The sequence below is a fragment of the Photobacterium sp. S4TG1 genome, from assembly GCF_036040035.1.
Lineage (GTDB): Bacteria > Pseudomonadota > Gammaproteobacteria > Enterobacterales > Vibrionaceae > Photobacterium.
Window position 1 is genome coordinate 1 of record NZ_JAYXUH010000029.1, and the last position, 20557, is coordinate 20557.

General features: G+C 39.2%; 20 protein-coding genes, 1 other RNA gene and 1 pseudogene. 10 read left to right on the top strand and 12 right to left on the bottom strand.

All coding sequences use genetic code 11. From position 1 onward, the window contains the following. Positions 1 to 372 precede the first annotated feature (372 nt). Genes VXS03_RS19665 through VXS03_RS19680 form a run of 4 tightly spaced genes read right to left on the bottom strand, consistent with a single transcriptional unit; the run spans position 373 to position 3244 of the window. Complete coding sequence (locus VXS03_RS19665; RefSeq protein WP_327765501.1) at positions 373 to 804, bottom strand: type IV pilus modification PilV family protein; 432 nt, start codon at positions 802 to 804, stop codon at positions 373 to 375. After that, positions 794 to 2107 carry a hypothetical protein gene (locus tag VXS03_RS19670; protein WP_327765502.1) on the bottom strand — a complete coding sequence of 438 codons (1314 nt, stop codon included), beginning with the start codon at positions 2105 to 2107 and terminating at the stop codon, positions 794 to 796. The genes VXS03_RS19665 and VXS03_RS19670 overlap by 11 nt, the downstream gene beginning before the upstream one ends. Continuing rightward, positions 2104 to 2733, bottom strand: coding sequence for a prepilin-type N-terminal cleavage/methylation domain-containing protein (locus VXS03_RS19675; protein WP_327765503.1), 630 nt, complete (start codon positions 2731 to 2733; stop codon positions 2104 to 2106). Before VXS03_RS19675 ends, VXS03_RS19670 begins: the two co-directional genes overlap by 4 nt. Further along, entirely contained in the window at positions 2708 to 3244 is a 537-nt protein-coding gene (locus tag VXS03_RS19680; protein ID WP_327765504.1) for a GspH/FimT family pseudopilin, read from the bottom strand. Before VXS03_RS19680 ends, VXS03_RS19675 begins: the two co-directional genes overlap by 26 nt. Positions 3245 to 3378: 134 nt before the next feature. Here VXS03_RS19680 and VXS03_RS19685 point away from each other — a divergent pair, with 134 nt between their 5' ends. Further along, positions 3379 to 3759 (top strand): type IV pilin protein, encoded by a 381-nt coding sequence (locus tag VXS03_RS19685; protein WP_327765505.1) that lies wholly within the window; start codon positions 3379 to 3381, stop codon positions 3757 to 3759. 152 nt (positions 3760 to 3911) lie between these two features. Here the strand turns inward: VXS03_RS19685 and dnaJ are convergent, their stop codons facing one another. The 3 genes from dnaJ to grpE form a co-directional block, all read right to left on the bottom strand. Beyond that, a complete protein-coding gene (dnaJ, locus tag VXS03_RS19690; protein WP_327765506.1) occupies positions 3912 to 5054 on the bottom strand; it encodes a molecular chaperone DnaJ in 1143 nt (380 codons plus the stop codon). Between the two features lie 100 nt (positions 5055 to 5154). Then, positions 5155 to 7071, bottom strand: a complete 1917-nt coding sequence (gene dnaK / locus VXS03_RS19695; RefSeq protein WP_327765507.1) for a molecular chaperone DnaK — start codon at positions 7069 to 7071, stop codon at positions 5155 to 5157. 235 nt (positions 7072 to 7306) lie between these two features. Then, positions 7307 to 7921, bottom strand: coding sequence for a nucleotide exchange factor GrpE (gene grpE, locus VXS03_RS19700; protein WP_327765508.1), 615 nt, complete (start codon positions 7919 to 7921; stop codon positions 7307 to 7309). Between the two features lie 193 nt (positions 7922 to 8114). On the opposite strand from grpE, the gene nadK reads away from it, so the two are divergent. The 3 genes from nadK to bamE all read left to right on the top strand — a co-directional run bounded on the left by nadK (position 8115) and on the right by bamE (position 11372). Beyond that, a complete protein-coding gene (gene nadK / locus VXS03_RS19705; RefSeq protein ID WP_327765509.1) occupies positions 8115 to 8996 on the top strand; it encodes an NAD(+) kinase in 882 nt (293 codons plus the stop codon). 181 nt (positions 8997 to 9177) lie between these two features. Continuing rightward, entirely contained in the window at positions 9178 to 10845 is a 1668-nt protein-coding gene (gene recN, locus VXS03_RS19710; RefSeq protein WP_080158411.1) for a DNA repair protein RecN, read from the top strand. Positions 10846 to 11015: 170 nt separating this feature from the next. Further along, on the top strand, positions 11016 to 11372 hold the full coding sequence (gene bamE / locus VXS03_RS19715; protein WP_036795911.1) for an outer membrane protein assembly factor BamE: 357 nt from the start codon (positions 11016 to 11018) through the stop codon (positions 11370 to 11372). An 86-nt stretch (positions 11373 to 11458) separates the two neighbouring features. Here bamE and VXS03_RS19720 read toward each other — a convergent pair whose 3' ends face one another. Next, the gene (locus tag VXS03_RS19720) at positions 11459 to 11767 is read right to left on the bottom strand and encodes an RnfH family protein (RefSeq protein WP_080158412.1); all 309 of its coding nucleotides are present in this window, start codon (positions 11765 to 11767) and stop codon (positions 11459 to 11461) included. Further along, complete coding sequence (locus tag VXS03_RS19725; protein WP_080158413.1) at positions 11757 to 12191, bottom strand: SRPBCC family protein; 435 nt, start codon at positions 12189 to 12191, stop codon at positions 11757 to 11759. The genes VXS03_RS19720 and VXS03_RS19725 overlap by 11 nt, the downstream gene beginning before the upstream one ends. A gap of 205 nt (positions 12192 to 12396) precedes the next feature. Between VXS03_RS19725 and smpB the strand changes: the two genes are divergently transcribed. The 5 genes from smpB (at position 12397) to VXS03_RS19750 (ending at position 16780) form a co-directional block, all read left to right on the top strand. Next, a complete protein-coding gene (gene smpB / locus VXS03_RS19730; RefSeq protein ID WP_036795915.1) occupies positions 12397 to 12873 on the top strand; it encodes an SsrA-binding protein SmpB in 477 nt (158 codons plus the stop codon). 111 nt (positions 12874 to 12984) lie between these two features. Beyond that, positions 12985 to 13354: a transfer-messenger RNA gene (ssrA, locus tag VXS03_RS19735) on the top strand. A 97-nt stretch (positions 13355 to 13451) separates the two neighbouring features. After that, on the top strand, positions 13452 to 14729 hold the full coding sequence (locus tag VXS03_RS19740) for a site-specific integrase (protein WP_327765511.1): 1278 nt from the start codon (positions 13452 to 13454) through the stop codon (positions 14727 to 14729). Between the two features lie 111 nt (positions 14730 to 14840). Beyond that, positions 14841 to 16202 (top strand): cyclic GMP-AMP synthase DncV-like nucleotidyltransferase, encoded by a 1362-nt coding sequence (locus VXS03_RS19745; RefSeq protein WP_006712426.1) that lies wholly within the window; start codon positions 14841 to 14843, stop codon positions 16200 to 16202. A gap of 2 nt (positions 16203 to 16204) precedes the next feature. Beyond that, entirely contained in the window at positions 16205 to 16780 is a 576-nt protein-coding gene (locus VXS03_RS19750) for a hypothetical protein (protein ID WP_327765512.1), read from the top strand. Between the two features lie 175 nt (positions 16781 to 16955). Here the strand turns inward: VXS03_RS19750 and VXS03_RS19755 are convergent, their stop codons facing one another. After that, positions 16956 to 17321 (bottom strand): hypothetical protein, encoded by a 366-nt coding sequence (locus VXS03_RS19755; protein ID WP_327765514.1) that lies wholly within the window; start codon positions 17319 to 17321, stop codon positions 16956 to 16958. A gap of 163 nt (positions 17322 to 17484) precedes the next feature. Between VXS03_RS19755 and VXS03_RS19760 the strand changes: the two genes are divergently transcribed. Continuing rightward, the gene (locus tag VXS03_RS19760; protein ID WP_327765515.1) at positions 17485 to 18336 is read left to right on the top strand and encodes a hypothetical protein; all 852 of its coding nucleotides are present in this window, start codon (positions 17485 to 17487) and stop codon (positions 18334 to 18336) included. Between the two features lie 59 nt (positions 18337 to 18395). Here the strand turns inward: VXS03_RS19760 and VXS03_RS19765 are convergent, their stop codons facing one another. Together VXS03_RS19765 and VXS03_RS19770 are read right to left on the bottom strand one after the other, a co-directional pair. After that, entirely contained in the window at positions 18396 to 20144 is a 1749-nt protein-coding gene (locus tag VXS03_RS19765; RefSeq protein ID WP_327765516.1) for a DUF3987 domain-containing protein, read from the bottom strand. A 144-nt stretch (positions 20145 to 20288) separates the two neighbouring features. Continuing rightward, positions 20289 to 20557 (bottom strand): annotated as a pseudogene (locus VXS03_RS19770) (hypothetical protein); the annotation flags it as partial.

Below are 20557 nucleotides of genomic sequence, written 5' to 3' on the forward strand. Positions count from 1 at the left end.
GCTTCTGTTTCTACAAAGAGGAACAGAATGGTAATGAATTGACTGTGCCGCTTTCTTATTTTTACTTTTTATAAAAAAGTAAAACAAAAAAGCAATCAAACTATTTCTAGCTCTAGGTCACTCAGTTCATTGATAAATCTTTCGACTTAACTATTCAACGAGTGCCCACACAGATTGCATGGTCAAATTGTTAAAGAACATACTGACTTCGGTAACCGCTTGCGCCGTTGTCCGTATCAGTGAGGTCGCATTATAGGGAGATTTTATTAGCTGACAATAGTTTTTTGATAAAAAAAAATCGTTTGAACACTTTTTATTCAAAACGATTTGATTTGGTTTAAATTGTGTCTTTTTAGCGATGATAGCCGTTGTTTAATCAAATTCACTGTATTTAGAAATCGCGGTTTTGAGAGATACCGCCTGCGAGACACCACGGCGATCGGCCCAACTGACACTAACATTAATAGTTCGCAGTGCATCTGATAACGATAAGGTCTTGGCATCACAAGTCAGCGTGTAACCACTACCGCTCACCATCGATTGCAAACAATAAGTAGATTCAGCCATGCTTACAAAAGAAATCAACCCTGTTGCCCCACTAACATGACTAGCGCGAGTTTGGTAATACTCCATCTGCGCTTCTGCTATATGAAGTGCATCTAGAGTCTTTAATGCGTTTTCTGCTTTTAGTTCCATATAGGCCTGCATCTTAACTAAACCTAATACGCCAACAGAAAGTACCCCAAGGGCAATCACCACTTCTAATAAGCCAAAGCCTTTTATTATTTTAAGATTAGAAGTCATGCCAAGATCCTTGCTGCCAAGATAAACTATCAATATATTTACTACTTTTCCCTTTGTTATAGGACGGAATTATTGAGCCATCGATATTTACTATTTTATTAGGTGCGTCAATTCCTATTCCTCCATCTATATATACAGAGCCACGGACATTGATTACACTTTTATCATATTCTCCAGCTGTTACATTATGTTCTTGAAATCCTCCAGGAATAACACCAATCAGAGTTGGGTTATCAAATAAATCTATCCAACCATTTCTAACATTAAAACTATCAGAAACATATTGATAAATAAGACCATTAATATGAGATACTGCCTCCATTAAAACGAGTCCGTTAAAAAATATTAATTGAACTGAATTATCAGCACTACTTTCAATAGCACTTCCAAAAGGATTACCATCTAATGCACAACTGCCATGAACCCATATTCTTCTCTTTCCTGCTGCATAAGAATTTTTAATTAATGTATTACAATTTTTAACCCACCCACCAGAAGTCCGTTCGGAAGTATCTTTACCAATAATAATTCCTTTAGAATCACTCTCTATTTCCGTCATGACTTGACTGTATTCAGAAATATCTTTCCCAAAAATAGATTTAAATATATCTAAAGTAGCATTTTCAACAATATCTTTACCTTTTACTGATGTTGTTCCATAACTTGGTGGATGGTTTACATCAAATAAATTAGATCGATAATCAGAAGCACAATTAAACCCAACAGCAGCTAAAGGTCCTCCCGCATGACTACTAGTACTTGAATCCGTCGTTAAAAAGTGGTCATCATTACCAGAGGTATATTCAAACGACACAACACCACCAGATGTTATTGTTTTACACAAATATTCATCATTACTATTTGTATCTTCTGTACTATTTGGTACAAAATGCTGAGATCCTTTTAATTCTACAGATGCACTAGTTTCTAACGTACTAATTACTCCTCCCCCTCCAAGTTCAATCGTTTTTGTTATTTTTTTAAAAGGTAGTAAATTTATTATTTTACTTTCTAATTTAAACTCTGTAGATGTTACAGAAGTCAGTGTTAACTCTAATTCGGTAGTATTACATTCATCAAAACCAGTAAAGTTATTTTTATTTTTCTGATACTCAGCAAACCCACACTCCAACCCACCTTCAGCAGCCCAGTGTGCTTGTCTCGCTAATACTTCATTTTGAGTACGCTTAATTTGATAAAATAAATTTTTATATGAAGCTAATGAAAATAACAGCGCCACTATTAATAACATACTGGTAATTAATAGTGTCGTCATCCCTGACTGTTGATGTTTGTTCATCATTGCCAATTCCTTGTCTTAATCTGAATCGACTTCGCGGTACTAATTGATGGATTAGCACGTAAGCTGGCAGCTAATTTAATAGTAAGTAATTTACTGGTTGCACTAGCCGAAGATAAAGCCCGTTCAACAATACTAAATTCCTTAACTTCTATCTGGTTTTGATCAAGTGCTGACTGGCCATTTTTACAAGTGCCAGATATATTTACTCCTGCAGACGTTGTTGTATAAAAATTTAATGTTTTAACAGAAGCCGTAGATGAATCTTTTCCATACTGGCTATAGAAAGATCGTAAATGTTGAACAGTACCATCATGATAAGCATAACTTATACATTGCTCACCAGAACTTAATAAACTTAAAGTCACAATATCTGTTGCACCACTAATTATATAACTAGAGGATGCACCAGATTGATAGCCTGCTCTTAAAATATCGTGCTTTAATAATGACAATGCATCATTTACATCTTGTTGTAGTAATAATTCTAAAGAACGTTGATTTGCTGATTTGTACCCCGATAAAAAAACCGATCCAACAACACCTATCGCAATAAGCCCTACGGATGAAGCAATAAGTAATTCAATTAATGAAAAACCTTTATTATGGATAGCATTTTTTATAGCCATAAACTACTCCATCAACACCACAAGAATAAATACGTCCAGTCATTGTATTTACAATTACTTTTACTTTATCTTTTGTTGGTATATTAAATTGATATCCACCAGCTAAATTAGGTTTACCATTCAGTTTATCAAATACCAATTTTGGTGATGTAAATGTTTTATCTAATTCAATATTTGAAAAATTAGCACTGGAGACTTCTGCTAACGTAACCCCACTAGACACTGTACTCGATGTTATCAACCATGTAGGTGTTGCAGCACTTATCACTACCTGAACATTTTCCCCGCGCATCACCGCTTCTGATTTGGCTTGCACTAATAACCATTCTATTTCTGTCGCCAAGCGTTTAACTTTATTCGATTCAATGAGGCCACTAAAACTTGGGGCTGCCATTGCCGCAACAATGCCGATGATCACTACCGTGAACACCAATTCCAACAGAGTAAATCCCCGCTGACGGTCACCATTGTGATGTATGTGATGAAAATGCGTGGTAATTTCGCGAACCATTCCCCAAATCCCTATTAACGTTATTCTGATCCCTAAGAACAACTTGATTCAGAGTTTATCACCACCGCAAAATAGCAGAATAAGGATATCAACCAGTTATCGAGACAACTCGAATATTTAAGAGATTACGGAAGATGATTAAACAAAAAGGCGTGACGCTGATCGAAATGTTGATTGCAGTGGCAGTTATTGGAGTATTAACAGCCATTGCTTATCCTTCATATCAATCGCATGTATTGAAGGGTCATCGTACTCAAGCGATGGGAGATCTGATTAAAATTCAATTAGCGCTAGAAGAAAGTTATACCCAAAACAGTGCTTATGATTTTACTATTGTCAGTGGTGGTAGTTGTTCTTTTTGCGATACTGATAACGAGCGTTATACGTTGGAATTAGAGAAAAAAACTGCGGGTTATTCTATAACAGCAAAGGCTAAACCGTTACAGAGTAATGATGAATGCAAAGATCTAATTTTAGATCAAACAAGTAGAGGCTTGCCTAAAGGTTGCTGGTAATATTTTCTCTGGTTCTTTTATGCTCAAACGCGTGATAAGTAGATCACGAATAGCTCGTGCCTCTCTTCCGAGATGACGGATATTCTTAGTATAAAAAAACCGCTATTAGCATTCACTAATAGCGGTTTTTATTTATTCTTGTTTACGACGAATTAGTTGGTTAAATCGTCGAAAAACTTCTTTACACCGTTAAAGAAACCTTCTGATTTTGGCTTGTGCTTACTCGCATCTTTACCACCAAATGTTTCTTCCAGTTCTTGCAATAGTTCTTTTTGACGCTTGCTTAAATGTACTGGCGTTTCAACCACCAATTTACAGATAAGATCACCGCGTAAACCACCACGAACCGAATCAACACCTTTACCACGCATACGGAACATACGGCCCGTTTGCATTTCAGCCGGTACTTTTAAGCTTACACGGCCATCAAGGGTTGGTACTTCAACTTCACCACCTAATGCTGCCATAGTGAAACTTACAGGTACTTCACAATGTAGATTATTACCGTCACGCTGGAAAATGTGGTGATCTTTAACATGTACTTGAACGTACAAGTCACCCGCTGGTGCGCCTTGTTCTCCAGCTTCGCCTTCGCCACTTAAGCGAATACGATCGCCAGTATCGACACCTGCTGGAATCTTAACTGAAAGCGTTTTAGTTTCTTCTACACGGCCTTCGCCATGACACTTGTCACATGGATCTTTGATAATTTGGCCACGACCATGACAGTGTGGACATGTTTGCTGAACCGCAAAGAAGCCCTGACGCATCTGCACTTGTCCAGCACCATGACAGGTACCACATGTTGTTGCAGATGAACCTTTTTTAGCGCCTGAACCGTCACAGCAATCACAACCAACTAATGTTGGTACACGGATTTCTTTCGAACAACCGCGAACAGCTTCTTCCAACGTTAGTTCCATGTTGTAGCGAAGATCTGAACCACGCTGTGCGCGTTGTTGACGACGGCCACCGCCACCACCAAAGATATCACCAAACACATCACCAAAGATGTCACTGAAGTCTGCACCGCCGCCGAAGCCGCCGCCGCCACCGCCCATACCACCTTGTTCAAAGGCTGCATGGCCGTATTGATCGTAAGCAGCGCGCTTTTGGTCGTCTGTTAGAATTTCATAAGCGTACTTCACTTCTTTGAATTTCTCAGCAGATTCCGCATCACCCTGGTTACGGTCGGGGTGGAACTTCATTGCTAAGCGCTTATAAGCTTTTTTAATGTCACGCTCACTTGCGTCACGAGCCACACTTAACACTTCGTATAAATCACGTTTCGACATAACTTGATTGTCACCTAGCTAGATATAGTTACGGGCGTTAGAGTAACCTCAAACGCCCGTAATTTAAACAAGATGTTAATTAATAGATATTAATAACGTCTTATTTGTTGTCTTTAACTTCTTCAAACTCAGCATCAACAACGTCGTCGTCTTGCTTAGCTTGTTGCTCGCCAGTTGCGCCATCAGCTTGTTGTGCTTGCGCTTTTTGTTGAGCGATTTCCATTAGCTTTTGAGATGCAGCAACAACCGCTTGTACTTTCGCGTCGATTGCTTCTTTATCTTCGCCTTTGCGTGCTTCTTCTAGTTCAGCAACAGCAGCTTCGATTTTTGCTTTCTCATCAGCAGGAAGTGCTTCACCAGCTTCTTCAATTTGCTTACGAGTACCGTGAACAAGTTGGTCAGCTTGGTTACGAGCAGTTACTAGCTCTTCAAACTTCTTATCTGCTTCTTTGTTAGCTTCAGCTTCTTGAACCATCTTCTCGATGTCAGCATCGCTTAGACCACCAGACGCTTGGATAGTGATCTTCTGCTCTTTACCTGTAGTCTTGTCTTTCGCAGAAACGTTTAGGATACCATCGGCATCTAGGTCAAACGTTACTTCGATTTGAGGCATACCACGTGGTGCAGCTTGAATACCTTCTAGGTTAAATTGACCTAGAGATTTGTTGAAGCTTGCTTGCTTACGCTCACCTTGAATAACGTGGATAGTTACCGCGCTTTGGTTATCTTCAGCAGTAGAGAACACTTGGTTCGCTTTTGTTGGGATAGTTGTATTCTTCTCGATAAGCTTAGTCATTACGCCACCCATGGTTTCAATACCAAGAGATAGTGGAGTAACGTCTAGAAGTAGCACGTCTTTAACATCACCAGCAAGTACACCACCTTGAACAGCAGCACCTACAGCAACAGCTTCATCAGGGTTAACGTCTTTACGTGGCTCTTTACCGAAGAATTCAGTTACTTTAGCCTGAACCATTGGCATACGAGTTTGACCACCAACAAGGATAATGTCGTTGATGTCGCTAACAGATAGACCAGCATCTGAGATAGCTACTTTTAGTGGCTCAAGAGTACGTTGTACTAGATCTTCTACTAGAGATTCTAGTTTCGCACGAGTCACTTTGATGTTCATGTGCTTAGGACCAGTCGCGTCAGCTGTGATGTAAGGTAGGTTAACATCAGTTTGCTGTGCAGAAGATAGTTCGATTTTCGCTTTCTCTGCTGCTTCTTTTAGACGCTGCATTGCAAGAGGATCGTGCTTAAGATCGATACCTTGCTCTTTTTTGAACTCGTCTGCTAAGTAGTTGATTAGACGTGTATCGAAGTCTTCACCACCAAGGTGTGTATCACCATTAGTTGCTAGAACTTCAAATGTTTTCTCGCCTTCAACTTCATCGATTTCGATGATTGAGATATCAAAAGTACCGCCACCAAGGTCGTAAACAGCGATAGTGCGGTCGCCGCCAGTCTTATCAAGACCGTAAGCTAGAGCAGCTGCAGTTGGCTCGTTGATGATACGTTTAACATCTAGACCTGCGATACGGCCAGCATCTTTTGTTGCTTGACGCTGTGCATCGTTAAAGTATGCAGGTACTGTGATAACTGCGCCAGTTACTGGTTCGCCCAGGAAGTCTTCTGCAGTTTTCTTCATTTTCTTTAGGATTTCAGCAGATACTTGAGGAGCAGCCATTTTTTGGCCTTTCGCTTCTACCCATGCATCACCGTTATCAGCCTTAACAATTTTGTAAGGCATGATTTCGATATCACGCTGAACTTCTTCGTCTTCAAAACGACGACCAATTAGACGCTTGATAGCGAATAATGTGTTTTCAGGGTTAGTTACCGCCTGACGTTTTGCAGGTTGACCAACTAGTGTTTCACCATCTTGCGTGTATGCAACAACTGATGCTGTTGTACGCTCGCCTTCTGCGTTCTCAATTACACGTGGCTTGTCGCCGTCAAGTACTGCTACACAAGAGTTAGTTGTACCTAAGTCAATACCAATGATCTTACCCATCAGACAATCTCCGAAATTCGTTATATGTTCTTAACTACACCCATATATCAAATGGGTTAGCGGTTCGGGATAAACCCGTGACAAATACATTTAATGTCTTATGACTACTAGATAAGGTCGCCAGATTACTTTTCAAGGGGCGATCCCAAAAAAAATGCAAAAAAATAAAAAAACCCACCAAAGTGGGTCTTATTTTGCGTCATTATCAAGTAAGTCTTGAATCATTCGCTGTAAATTACGCTTGAGTATTCACGTTACCCGCAGCGGCTTTTGATACCATTACCATTGCTGGACGGATCACACGGCCATTTAGCTCGTAACCTTTTTGCATTACAGCCATTACTGTATTAGGTGCAAAATCAGCACTTTCTTGCATTGCCATTGCTTGATGGAACTCAGGGTTAAAAGCTTCACCTTGTGGATCAATCACTTTTAGACCAAATTTACCAACGGTTGTTGTCATTGTCATCAATGTCAATTCAACACCTTCCATCATTGCTTTAGTTGCTTCGTTATTCTTGTCGGCCATTTCAATAGCGCGCTCAAGGTTATCAATAACTGGCAATAATTCTTCAGCAAATTTGTTTAATGCGTATTTACGTGCTTTATCAATTTCTTGCTCAGAACGACGACGAACATTCTCGCCTTCAGCACGCGCGCGTAATGCCGCATCTTTTACTTCATTAACTTCTGCATCTTTTGCTAATAAAGCAGCTTCAAGTTCTGCGATACGAGCTACATATAACTCTTGCTCAGATTCAACAAACTCACCCTCGACAGCTTCGACTTCAACAGCTTCAACTGCATCGTTTAGCTGCTCATCCTGTACATTATGGTTTTTGTTAGTCATGCGTTGGTTCTCCGCCAAGATAAAAGGGTTTTATTCACTCAGTAGCCTCATTGGATAAGCACTACTTTTAAAATAGTCTTGAGCATATTATGGGGATGAAGTTCAATGATTCAAGCCAATATTGATAACAAACCACGACAAGTTGTTTTTTCTAAGGCTATACTGACCCACCATCATTTGTCGGAACAGGGACATGAAGCGTATTTTTGATACTATCGCGTTAATTGGCAAACCACGTAATCCCGAGGCATTACAGACGCACGCTAGCCTGTATGAGTGGTTAACCGCGCAAGGCTATAACGTGTTAGTCGACCATCGATTAGCCAACGATATTGACGTACCTGAGCATTGTTTTTGTGATTTGCTCACTATTGGTGATAAAGCAGATCTTGCTGTTGTTGTTGGTGGTGACGGCAATATGCTTGGTGCTGCTCGCGTTTTATCACGGTTTGATATTTCGGTGATTGGCGTTAACCGTGGCAATCTTGGTTTCCTTACCGATCTTGATCCCGAAGATTTTAAGCAGCAACTCGCTCTGGTATTGGCTGGCGAATTTATCAAAGAAGATCGGTTTTTACTTGAAGCTGAAGTCCATCGCCACGGGCAAATAAAAAGCCGTAATGCCGCATTAAACGAAGCAGTGTTACATCCAGATAAAATTGCTCATATGATTGAGTTTGAAGTTTATATTGATGATTGCTTTGCTTTCTCGCAACGTTCTGATGGCTTAATTATTGCGACCCCAACGGGCTCAACAGCCTATTCACTTTCAGGTGGCGGTCCTATTTTATCAACCAGTTTAAATGCCATTGCACTGGTGCCAATGTTTCCTCACACCCTGTCATCTCGTCCCTTAGTTGTCGATGGCGATCGTTGTATTAAACTGCTGGTATCTCCCAATAATGGCAGCACGCTAGAAGTCAGTTGTGATGGTCAAGTATCGCTTCCTGTAAGCCCTGGTGATGAGATTCATATTTATCAAAGTGAAGATCGCCTGCAACTGATCCACCCTAAGAATTACAGCTACTACAATGTCCTACGTGGAAAATTAGGCTGGTCGAGTCGACTATTTTAAAATAAGTACCACTTTTCCCCCTCAAAACCAGCACATTTTAGCGGCTGGTTTTTTGTAACTACTCAAAAAGTTAATCTAAGTCACATTTTATCTGAATAATTATCACCCCAGTACTTTACTGGTTATAGATACAGTATATACTGTATGAAAAAACAGGTGTTGGTTTAAACAGGTGAACACAATGCTCGCGCATATGACGATCTCTAATTTTGCTATTGTCAAAACTCTTCAATTTGAACTAAAACCCGGCATGACCACTATTACAGGTGAAACCGGTGCTGGTAAATCTATCGCTATTGATGCCTTAGGTTTATGTTTAGGTGATCGCGCTGAAGCCTCTATGGTGCGACCAAATGAAGATAAAGCTGAAATTTCAGCTGCATTTTTATTGGCAAATAACCAAGCTGCTCGACGTTGGCTCGAAGATAATGAGCTCATTGATGGTGAAGAGTGTATTTTGCGCCGTGTGATCACCAAAGAAGGCCGCTCACGTGGTTTTATTAATGGCAGCCCTGTTCCCGCATCGCAGCAAAAAGCATTAGGACAACTGCTGATTAATATTCATGGTCAACACGCACACCAACAGCTAATGCGCCCTGAATATCAACAACACATGCTTGATCAATATGCAGGTCATCATCTCTTAATTGATCGTACTCGCAGTGCTTATCAACGCTGGCGTCAAGCGCATAACGAGTTAAAACGCTTAACCCAAAGCCGTGATGAAAACGAAGCACAAAAACAACTCTTACAATACCAAGTTAAAGAGCTTGATGAATTAGCCCTTGGCGAAGAAGAATTCATTGAGATCGAAGAAGAACATAAGCGTCTATCAAATTCAGGTGAACTGGCTATTTCAAGTCAAACCGCCTTATCGATGCTTTATGACAACGATGATGGTAACGCGCTGCAACTGTTACAAATGGCTTGTCAGCAAGTGAACAACCTTGGTGAATATGACAGCAGTTTAAGTGCGATTCCGCAAATGCTGGAAGAAGCGATTATTCAAGTTCAAGAAGCAAGCCAAGAGCTACGTAGCTATCTTGATAACTTAGATATGGATCCACATCGGTTAATTTATCTTGAAGAGCGTTTAGCTAAAATCATGTCGATGGCACGTAAACACTATGTAATGCCAGCCGAGCTTTATCAAAAGCACCATGATTTACTGAAAGAACTTGATAACCTTGATTGTAGCGATGAACGCCTAGAAGACATGGCTGCTAACGTTGAAAACCTACGTCAACAATGCATTGAAGCCGCTGAGAAACTAAGTAAAAGCCGCCAACGTTACGCCAAAGAGCTTGACCAAAAAATCACTGAAAGTATGCATATGTTAAGTATGGAACACGGTGAATTTGAAATTGCACTGACCAGCGATCCTGATCGTATGTTAAGTCCATTAGGTTATGACAGCATTAATTTCTTAGTTTCAACTAACCCAGGTCAACCATTACAGCCATTAGGCAAAGTGGCCTCAGGTGGTGAGCTTTCCCGTATATCACTTGCGATTCAAGTGATCACCGCTCAAAAAGTTGAAACTCCAAGTTTGATTTTCGATGAAGTCGATGTGGGTATCAGTGGTCCAACAGCCGCTATCGTCGGTAAAATGCTACGCAAACTAGGGGCATCAACCCAAGTAATGTGTGTGACTCACTTACCGCAAGTCGCTGGTTGTGGTCACCAGCAAATGTTTGTCGCCAAGAAAACCACTGATGGTCAAACTGAAACACAGATGCGTCCATTAAGCACTGACGATCGTATTGCTGAGCTAGCACGTCTATTAGGCGGTAGTGAGATTACTGAGCGCACTCTCGCAAATGCGAAAGAACTGCTGGTTGCGGCATGATTTAATTTCGCATCTTGCGCGAATATGAAATAAACTAAAACCTTGATGCAACTATTGCGGCCAGCAGTAGTCGAATATCAAAATATATTACTTTTTTTCTTTACCGCTTTTTACTTCTGCCAAGACCTTGTTTATCATCGCAGCAGTTAAAGCTAAAAAGCCAGGATGCTATGAGTTGGAAAAACATTGCAGCCCTAACCTTAGTGTTGGGCTTACTTAGTGGCTGTTCGGTCGCTGAACGTTTGGTTTATCGTATTGATATTGACCAAGGCAACTATGTAGAACAAAAAAGTGTTAATACCTTGCGTGTTGGCATGACGAAAACGCAAGTTCAATATGTGCTGGGTACACCTATGTTAGTTGACCCAAGTTACCCCAACACATGGAACTACATTTTCTACGAACAAAATGGTCATGATAAGCCGGTTCAAAAGAACTTGTTCTTAACTTTCAACCAACAGGCACAGCTTGTTAGTATGAAAGGTGATTACAAACAAGGCCCTAACTTCATGGATCCTATGAATTAATTCTATTCATAGAAAATGGTTGTTTTCAAAGTAATAAAAAAAGCTCGCTAATGGCGAGCTTTTTGTTGTCTGCAATAAAATAAGTATTACTTTTCAGCGTCTTTTTTAGCTTGTTCTGCACGCTTACGGCGGATCTCACGCGGATCAGCCACTAATGGACGATAAATTTCAATGCGATCGCCATCGCGCGCGGTCGCATCTAATTTCACATTACGACTATAGATACCGACTTTATTGATGTTTAGATCAATCTCAGGATACATAGTTAATATCCCTGATTGCTCAATGATCGCTTGAATAGGCGTTTCAGCAACAACCGCCAGCTTTAATACGCGTTGTACGTTGGGCAGTGCAAAAACAACCTCAACATGAATTAAGGGTTGATCAGAATGCATACACTTCTCTTGCTCGCTGTGTGAACGCCTGCACCATATTACTGGTCAGATCGCGAAAAACTTTACCAAAAGCAACATCAATTAGCCCACTGGTAAATTCAAACTCTAAGTTTAATTCAATCTTACAAGCAGTGGCATCAAGCTCAGTAAATGTCCATCCGCCGACTAATTTTCGAAAAGGGCCATCCACCAGCTGCATTTGAATCTGGTTAAAATCGACCAATTTATTATGCGTCACAAATGTTTTGCGTATACCGGCTTTGGCAACATCAACCGACGCCATCATATGACTGGCAGAACTCTCAATGATCTTACTGCCCGCACAACCGGGTAAAAACATCGGGTAAGACTCAACATCATTCACCAAGTTAAACATTTGTTGGGCACTAAAAGGCACCAGTGCCGAACGACTAATTTGTGGCATAGCTTCTCCTTCATCGAACGCATCCTCACTCTGAAGATAAAATCTATTCGCTGCGTTTAGTCAATGATACCATTACTGGGCTATCGACCAAAATAACAGTTACCATCAAGCGGTATTATGGTAACGTCAATAGCTTATTCGACCAGAAAAATCACTGATATTAGATTTTGTTCTGGGACTGCAACAATGACTCTACGAGGTCAACATGGCTAAAAAACCAAAGCAAAGTAGCAATACTATTGCCAAAAATAAAAGCGCTCGTTTTGAATTTGCCATCGGCGACGAATACGAAGCAGGTATGGTATTACAGGGATGGGAAGTAAAAGCTATCCGTGACGGTAAAGTAAACATGACAGAAAGCTATGTTTTCTTACGTAACGGTGAAGCATTTATTTCAGGCTTAACCATTGCGCCATTAAACGCGGCATCAACCCACGTTGTGGCTGATCCAACCCGTGTACGTAAGCTATTGCTTAACCGTCGAGAACTGAGAAAACTAGAAGATTCAGTGAACCGCGAAGGCGATACTATCGTGGCATTAGTGATGTACTGGAGCACTTCTTTCGTAAAAGTGAAGATCGGTACTGCACGCGGTAAGAAACTGCATGATAAACGCGCTGACAGCAAAGCCAAAGATTGGCAACGTGATAAAGCCCGTATCATGAAAGGCAATAACCGTTAAGACACCTATGCAACATGATGTTAGCATTTGAATAGTAATCAATCACTTGGTCAGTGAATAACAATAAAGCTATTGACCTAGTTAAATATTCTGCTAACATCGAACGCATCTGGGGCTGATTCAGGATTCGACAGGATCACGAAGGCTTGTGGAGCATGTCGAGGTGCGGTTTGCCTCGTTAAACAACCGCAAAAAAATAGTCGCAAACGACGAAAACTTCGCACTAGCAGCTTAATACCCTGCTAAGAGCGCTCCTGCCCTAGCTTCCGCTTGTAAGACGGGGAATAACAGGGGTTCAAACCCAAACGAGATAGCGAGGGATTCTTTGACTAGAGAGATGAACCGCGAAATAGAATTCTGGTATGTATTAGCATAGCGTGTCAATTCGCAGTGACGATACGAGAATAAAGATTGACTAAGCATGTAGCGCCATCTGTTAGACTGATTTTGGACGCGGGTTCAAATCCCGCCAGCTCCACCAAACGTTTGGAAAAGGCGGTAAATCACTGATTTACCGCCTTTTTTATGTTTTTAATCTAACTTTTTGACTGTTTGGTACTAAAACTAGGTACTAAAACATGCGCGGTCTAAAAATATCAAAAACTGGTAACTGGTTATTCAGATATCAAATTCCTCTACGCCACCGACACCTTTTCAACGACAAATACGAAATCAAGCGCTCTCTTCGTACATCCGACAAACAAGTTGCATTAGTTAAAGCATTACAACTAGAGCTAGAAATCCGTATTTCGATACAGAACAGCACACCTCTATCTACACCTAAAACAGAATCTCATATACCTGAGAGACCTGCATCACCTGCATTTCTAATTCCGAAAGCAAAAACAACATCACGAGACCCTTTCAAGTGTCTCGAAAAGTACAGAGATTCCAAACAAGACCTCGTTAACCCAAAAACAATTGATATGGCTTATGCGAAGTGTCATATCGTGCTGACACTACTCAGAGCTAAAGGCATAAAAGATATCCGTCGACTTCAGGCGGAAGAGGCACGTACCTTACTGAGCCAATATCCGGTCAACGCAACCAAACATAAGCAATTTAGTGGGATGAAAGGTCAGCAGCTAATAGAAGCTAATAAAAAACATAAACTCCCTACCCTAAGCACTGAGAGCGTCAAAGATTACATACAAAAATGCTCGTCGTTTTTTGAGTGGTGTTTGCAGATGGAAATGACGGACATCAACCCATTTAAGGGAATGAGATTCAAAAAGACTCGCAAGGACAGCGAAGCCAAGAACGCATATAGCCATGCTGACCTTCAAAAGCTGTTTAGCACTGATATTCACACCCAGAAGAAATATAAGCACCCTCATTATTATTGGTTGCCACTACTAGGCTTATACACTGGCGCACGTTTAAACGAACTCTGTCAGCTCTACCGCCAAGATATATGTAACAAAGAGGGTATATGGGTCATTAAGATTGACGATAAGCTTGAGGGACAACGGCTCAAAAACAACAGTAGCCGCAGGTTAATCCCGATTCATGACAAGCTGTTAGAGCTCGGCTTTATTGACTTCATCAACAGCGTACAGCATGAACGTATCTTCCCTACCCTTAAACAAGAGCGTGATGGTTTTGGTACGGCAGCTTCAAAATGGTTTGGGCGTTTTAAAAGCAAGCTAGGTTTTACTCGCGGTCATGATTTTCATTCATTCCGTCATACAGTAGCAACACAACTGAAAAATGCAGATGTGTCCTCTTTACTCGCTAGTGAAATCTTAGGACATGCTCAAAATAACATTACTTATGATAGATATGGCAAAGGCATTTGCATCAAGAACCTAAAGTTAACAATAGATAAGATAGAATTGAACGTGAGCTTAACCTGATTAATTCTAACTATTTCAATACACTTCTTGTACAAATATTATGCTATAAATCATTATAAATAAACGCAATCAATGTCATAATCATCAAGTTTCATTATTTGGATGATTTATATGAATTGCAGTGATTTATTTTATAGTAGCCAAACAACACTTGGCACTCTACACAGCCGAACTAAGCTTTCTAAAAGCATATTGAGTAAAGGTATAGCAAAAAAAGATGCGCTAATTGATTATCTGCGTGCGGAGCTTGAAGATTCGTTCGGTTGCTCTGTTAAGTTTTGGCTACAAGGATCATATAAAAGCTTCACTTTAATTGCGCCTGTAAGTAGTCAGTCAACTTACGATATAGATATTGGCATATACCTTATTTCAGAACTAGAGACTCCAGACGTAGACGCTAAAGATGTAAAAGAGGTCTTAAAAGAAACTTTATCGTACTATTGCCAAATCGATACCGAAGCTAAACTTCAAGATTCGAAGAACGCTTGTGAGGGGCTAACGTTTGAAAACTTTTTGACCATTGATACACCTATCTATTTTATTCGAGACATTAAGGACTCTACACCATTACTAGCCACAGATAATGGCTGGATTGATAGTGATCCTATTGCAATTCAAACTTGGCTGACCAATTTTTATTCTACTGATGCAGATCGGTCTTTAATGAAAAGAAATGTCCGCTACTTAAAAGCATGGGCTAACATAAGATGGAAACGGTCAGAGCACAAAAAGATCCCATCACTAGCTCTAAATATATTGGTCGCAAACAACTTACACATTGGAGATAACGAAATTACCTCCTTTGAGAAAACAGTCTCAAATATTTGCTCTCAGTTGAACCAGTCTTTTGAAGTTTTAAACCCTCTTAATGGACAGGATATTCTTGGTATGTCTGATGAAGCAAAAGCTTTTGCCGTTAAACAATTTGATCATCTAAATAGTGTTTATCTAAAAGTTAAACATGAGGATGAAGCAACAAAAGCACTTGAGTATTCAAACCTTTTTGAACATTACTTTCCTCAACTACCTGTTCTCACCACACAACAAGGCGGAGTATCAGTACCTGTAGTCACAAATATTCCTGAAATATATGTCGAGCGATATGATAGTTCAGGTAACTACTTGTCAGGAGAGGTTACAAACCAGATAGATGTCAGAAAAGGTGACTCGTTAACATTTAAGATTAACAACCCTCATGATTTTATTATGTCCGATGAAGTTCACTGGACCGTACGAAACGAAGGTAATCAATCAATTAGCGCTAATGATATTGGTCACAGTGAGATAACATCGATAAATGACACTTCACAACGCGGAAGTGCATATACTGGTACTCACGCTATGGAGTGTTTAGTAAAGTCGTGGGGTTCTATTACTGGATTTAATCTAGTTAAAGTCCGCGTACGGCCTGTTGCCCAGATAGTAAAAAATAAGGTCTTCAAAGGGTTCAATAAATTTGGTAAGAGGCGTTAATTATGTGGGAGTTGTTTCCGTCAAAAGTGAAGTATGGCATTTCATCCGTTGCATCAATTGCTATCTACTTCCTTTTAAATCATTTTTTTGAGATTTCATTGATACAGTCAGTGTCATACACACTGACTGCCATTACCATATTAGCTCTGTTCTTTGGTAAGTACGCTTGGAAACCTTTTTATATTGGATACTTCCAAGAGAATTTCTGTCCAAACTTTAATGGGACGTGGATATGCAAAATTCAGTCTAACTTCAATAATAAGACAGTAGTTGAATTTCCCATCACCTTTGAAGCCGATTTCTTTTCAATTAGGATGAAGGCAACTACGACTATAGGAAACACTCATTCTAACTATTGTCGTGTAATCAGAAACGCCGATGACAGTTTTCAACTAGAGTATATCTTTCAAGGAAAGAACCATTCACCGTCATCGACAGATACAGTCTACTACGAAGGCGCTGCGTCTTTGCGGGTAGAAGATATAAAATCAATGAAAATGAAAGGCGTATTTTGGACAAATCGTTGTTGGCAAAATAACTTAAACACAGCTGGTTCAATTGAGTTATACAGACAATAAGCTTTTTAACTAGATCGCTACAACCAAACAACAGTTGTTATACGATATTTATCTTCGGTTGATTTGGTAACAATATTGCTTCTAAGATCAGCTCAATCTTCTCTGTTACATGCTCGCATGTATCAGAGAAAGTGAGCCGCCAAACGGAGTGCGGCAGCTCTTGTCGTGAATACACCTAAAAACGCCTCCAGTCAGGCTTTGGTGAGGCTGATACCAATTTAAAAACAATACTTTCTAGTATTTGTTTTGCTTTAGCCTCATTGTCTTCTTTTATCATTTCAGAATTCATAGGTATATCATTTCCATCTATTTGATCCGTTAACATAATAGCTGTCAAATGAATATCCACCACAGAACACAACCACTCATATTTATTTGTCTTATCATTAATATCCTGACTATTGATAAATCTGACATTTTCACAATACTTAACAATTAATGATAATATATTTTTATAGCGGCGATCCCTATCAGATAATTCTTTAGCTGCATCTAATTTTACATCGTCAATGGTTGAATTCAACTTATCTAAAAAGTTCATAATATTTATTCAGATGATAGTTATTCGAAAAGGCTAAATCAAGGGGTTTGGGGATATTCCCCCAACAAGTGGATCAATAGCGAAGCAATTGTCCTATCTTGAACTTCCAAAAATATATATGTTTGACTTTATTTTTTATAATTAATATAACTAAAATAAAATCATGATAAAAAATTGGACGGTAATCACTCAACCTGTAAAGTATGGAAGTAAAGGTGTCGCTTGCAGGGAAAGATATATAACATCAACAAAACATCCAAATCATACGAATACAACCGAAATATTATCATTAATTGGGAATGAGCATACATCTAAGTATATAGCTCTTATCGGTGAGCAATATCGATTGCGCCAGCAAATGGGTCATAAAGCGGGTCGTCACCTGTCATCATATGCCATGGAGTACTGCTTAACTCTACCTAAGGGCGTTGAACTATCCAACGAACAGTGGGGGAACATCATCGCGTACTGTTGCAAATCAATATTTCAACTTTGTGATTTAACTAATGAAGACGAGTTTTATTTCAAGAAAAACATTAGAGCTGTTATACACCGACAAAACCAAGAAAACAAAATGGGGAGTGGTGATCATGTCCATTTAATTATTGGAAAAGTTCTAGCGGGGAGAAACACCAGAGTCTTAAAGGAACTTCAACAGAAAAAAGCAACCAAAGTATTAAAGACCGCTTTCAACATCGCCGTATTAAAACATGCTGGATTAAATTATCGTAATTACACTCCATCCGAAATTAATAAGTCAAAAAAGCTAGAGACTTGGAAGTATCACTATTCTAAAAACTTAGAAAATGAAAAAATGATCATTAAGATGCAAAGTCAAATAGATAAATGGTTCATTGCCCATAATGAAAATAACAGTCGACAACTAAATCGCCAGTTTAATCGTATAACTAAAACCTATTTAACGTTAAATAAGTCAAACCTACCTAACGTAGTAAAAATAGAAGATAGCATTAGAACCATTGAAAAGTTATCTAATAGAAAAATAATTCACTAAATATAAACCTGCACTAACTGTATCAAGGTAGTGCAGGTAGTGCAGGTTGCTTTTATTACTTAACAATAATCTGGATGAACTAGATATATTTTTCGAGGTTGTAAAACTAGCTTAATATACCCTTTATTTTCTAACTCTAGTAGAGCTCTATCACGATCATTCCGATTGGTCAGTCCTTTCCAGCATTTTTGACTCAACTGTTGCTTTGTAAACGATCCGTCAAACTTAGACAGGTTAGCTAGTAAGGAGCTTACACTTGCATCGCCCTCTCCTTGGGTCAGTGAACGAATTTTACGGGAGTGTGACCTTAGATATCTCAACCACTTAAACGCCATTCTTAAGGCTTCTTGATCGATTAGTGATTCACCAACTAACGATGCCTCAGGGTCTTGCTCTCCATTGATGGCAACTTGAAGAACAAGAGCAATCTTAGCTACCATTGCAGGATACTTAATCTCAATTGATTGCTCTTCGTTTGAAAGCTCTTCCACCGACGAATAGAATTTTTCAGACCATTTATCCCATAGTTCCTGAGCTTCTGGTGCAAAGTTGAAACAATGATGCTCATCTTCCGCTAACTTTGCCACACGAGAAAAAAGCTTATTTACAATATCTTTTGACTCAGGCGATACAGATAAATCTGTATATTCTGTTCGACCATCATCAGGCCAAACTGCAAGTTGAAATCTCTCAAACAGACCATCATCAACACGTCCGCTTTCCCGATCATGCAGAATAGGTAAAAGAACCTTAGGTTGAATAGCACCCAGAATATTTAAGTGTACACTTTCTAATACGACTTTCTCTCTGCCGACTCTTTCTTGTGTGTATGGTGAACCTGAGGCATTAAATCCCTCAAGAAACAACGCTCGCTCTTGCTCTCGCCCTTGTTTATTCATCGAAGCAAAGAATCCTGATAGTTCATCTCTAAATTGCAGTACGCCTAAATTGTTGTCCGCAAGCCTAATTAAGAGTGCTTCAGGTGTCGCATCATTAACGATCACATCTCTTTTCGCTATATTCATTCTAGTAAGTGACGCAATCTCTTCGATCAGCATTTCTGCTGTTTTTGAATCATTCTCTTCTAAAGCTTCACTAAGTTGAGCTTTTAAATTACTTTCCTTTTTATCAACAATTTCATTCAATGCATCTTGCTTCTTTTGATTTTTTAAGTTTGTCACATTGATTACTTTTTGCTGAGCATAATACAAGGGCTCCATCCCCCTGTTCATCATCGGTGTTTTATATCGAGATGGTCCACCAATAATCATCCCCCACAAAGTTGGCTTAACTTTCCAACCTTTATCATTTTTCTTTGGTGCAATAGACATTGTACCTCCAATTAAACTAGCTAAAGCGACAACCAAAGAAACAGCCAAATAATCTAATGGCGAGTTGTTCAACGATTTAGAAAATTCATGGATGTATTTCCATAGACTCGATGGAACCATTCCTTTATCAAACTCTATTGGTGAAAATCTCTTCAATGTAACGGGTTCAGGAGTATGCCATTCAACAATAGAATCTTGGCTATCATTTTGACAACTCCCCTGAACTGGCATAGACATAACACGTTTATTGAGATAGTTCATTTCTTCATATTCATATAACTCGTTCTGTTCTTGAGCATAATATCTCAGCATTTCTTCTTCTGGATATTCACATTTAACATCGCGTGTGATTTTTTCATTTTCTTCTGAATTTGTTTCACAAGGAATTACAGTCGTTGACTTTAAAATAAACGAATCACTGCCAGAAGCAAAAATTGAACTTTTTAGAAATTTAAAAATATTAATAGCACACCTCATGCTTTTAGTGCGTAAAAAAACAACCGTACAAATATTTAACCCCCTAGATTAACTATAAGTAATTAAGTTTTTAAATATATTGCAATTGAATTTTGGGTGTAATAATGCACAGGAGTTACACCCAAAAGAAATAAATTTAAATATTTATCGAGAGAAAATTTTGGTTAACTTTTTTAACCTGTATTTAATGACCATCTTTTTCACTGACTTAGAAGAATGCTTATCCATCAGATCTTTTACTGTCTTCACTGACATACTTCCCCCATACCGACCATAAGTTTCTTTTTCATATCCATGTCCAACAAGTTCAGCAGTAATAAACTCTTCAACTTTAGCTTGTTTCATTTTGTCGATAAAATAATGTCTGAATGAATGAAAGTCTCTATCTTTACCAAAGTCCCATTGTTTTTTAT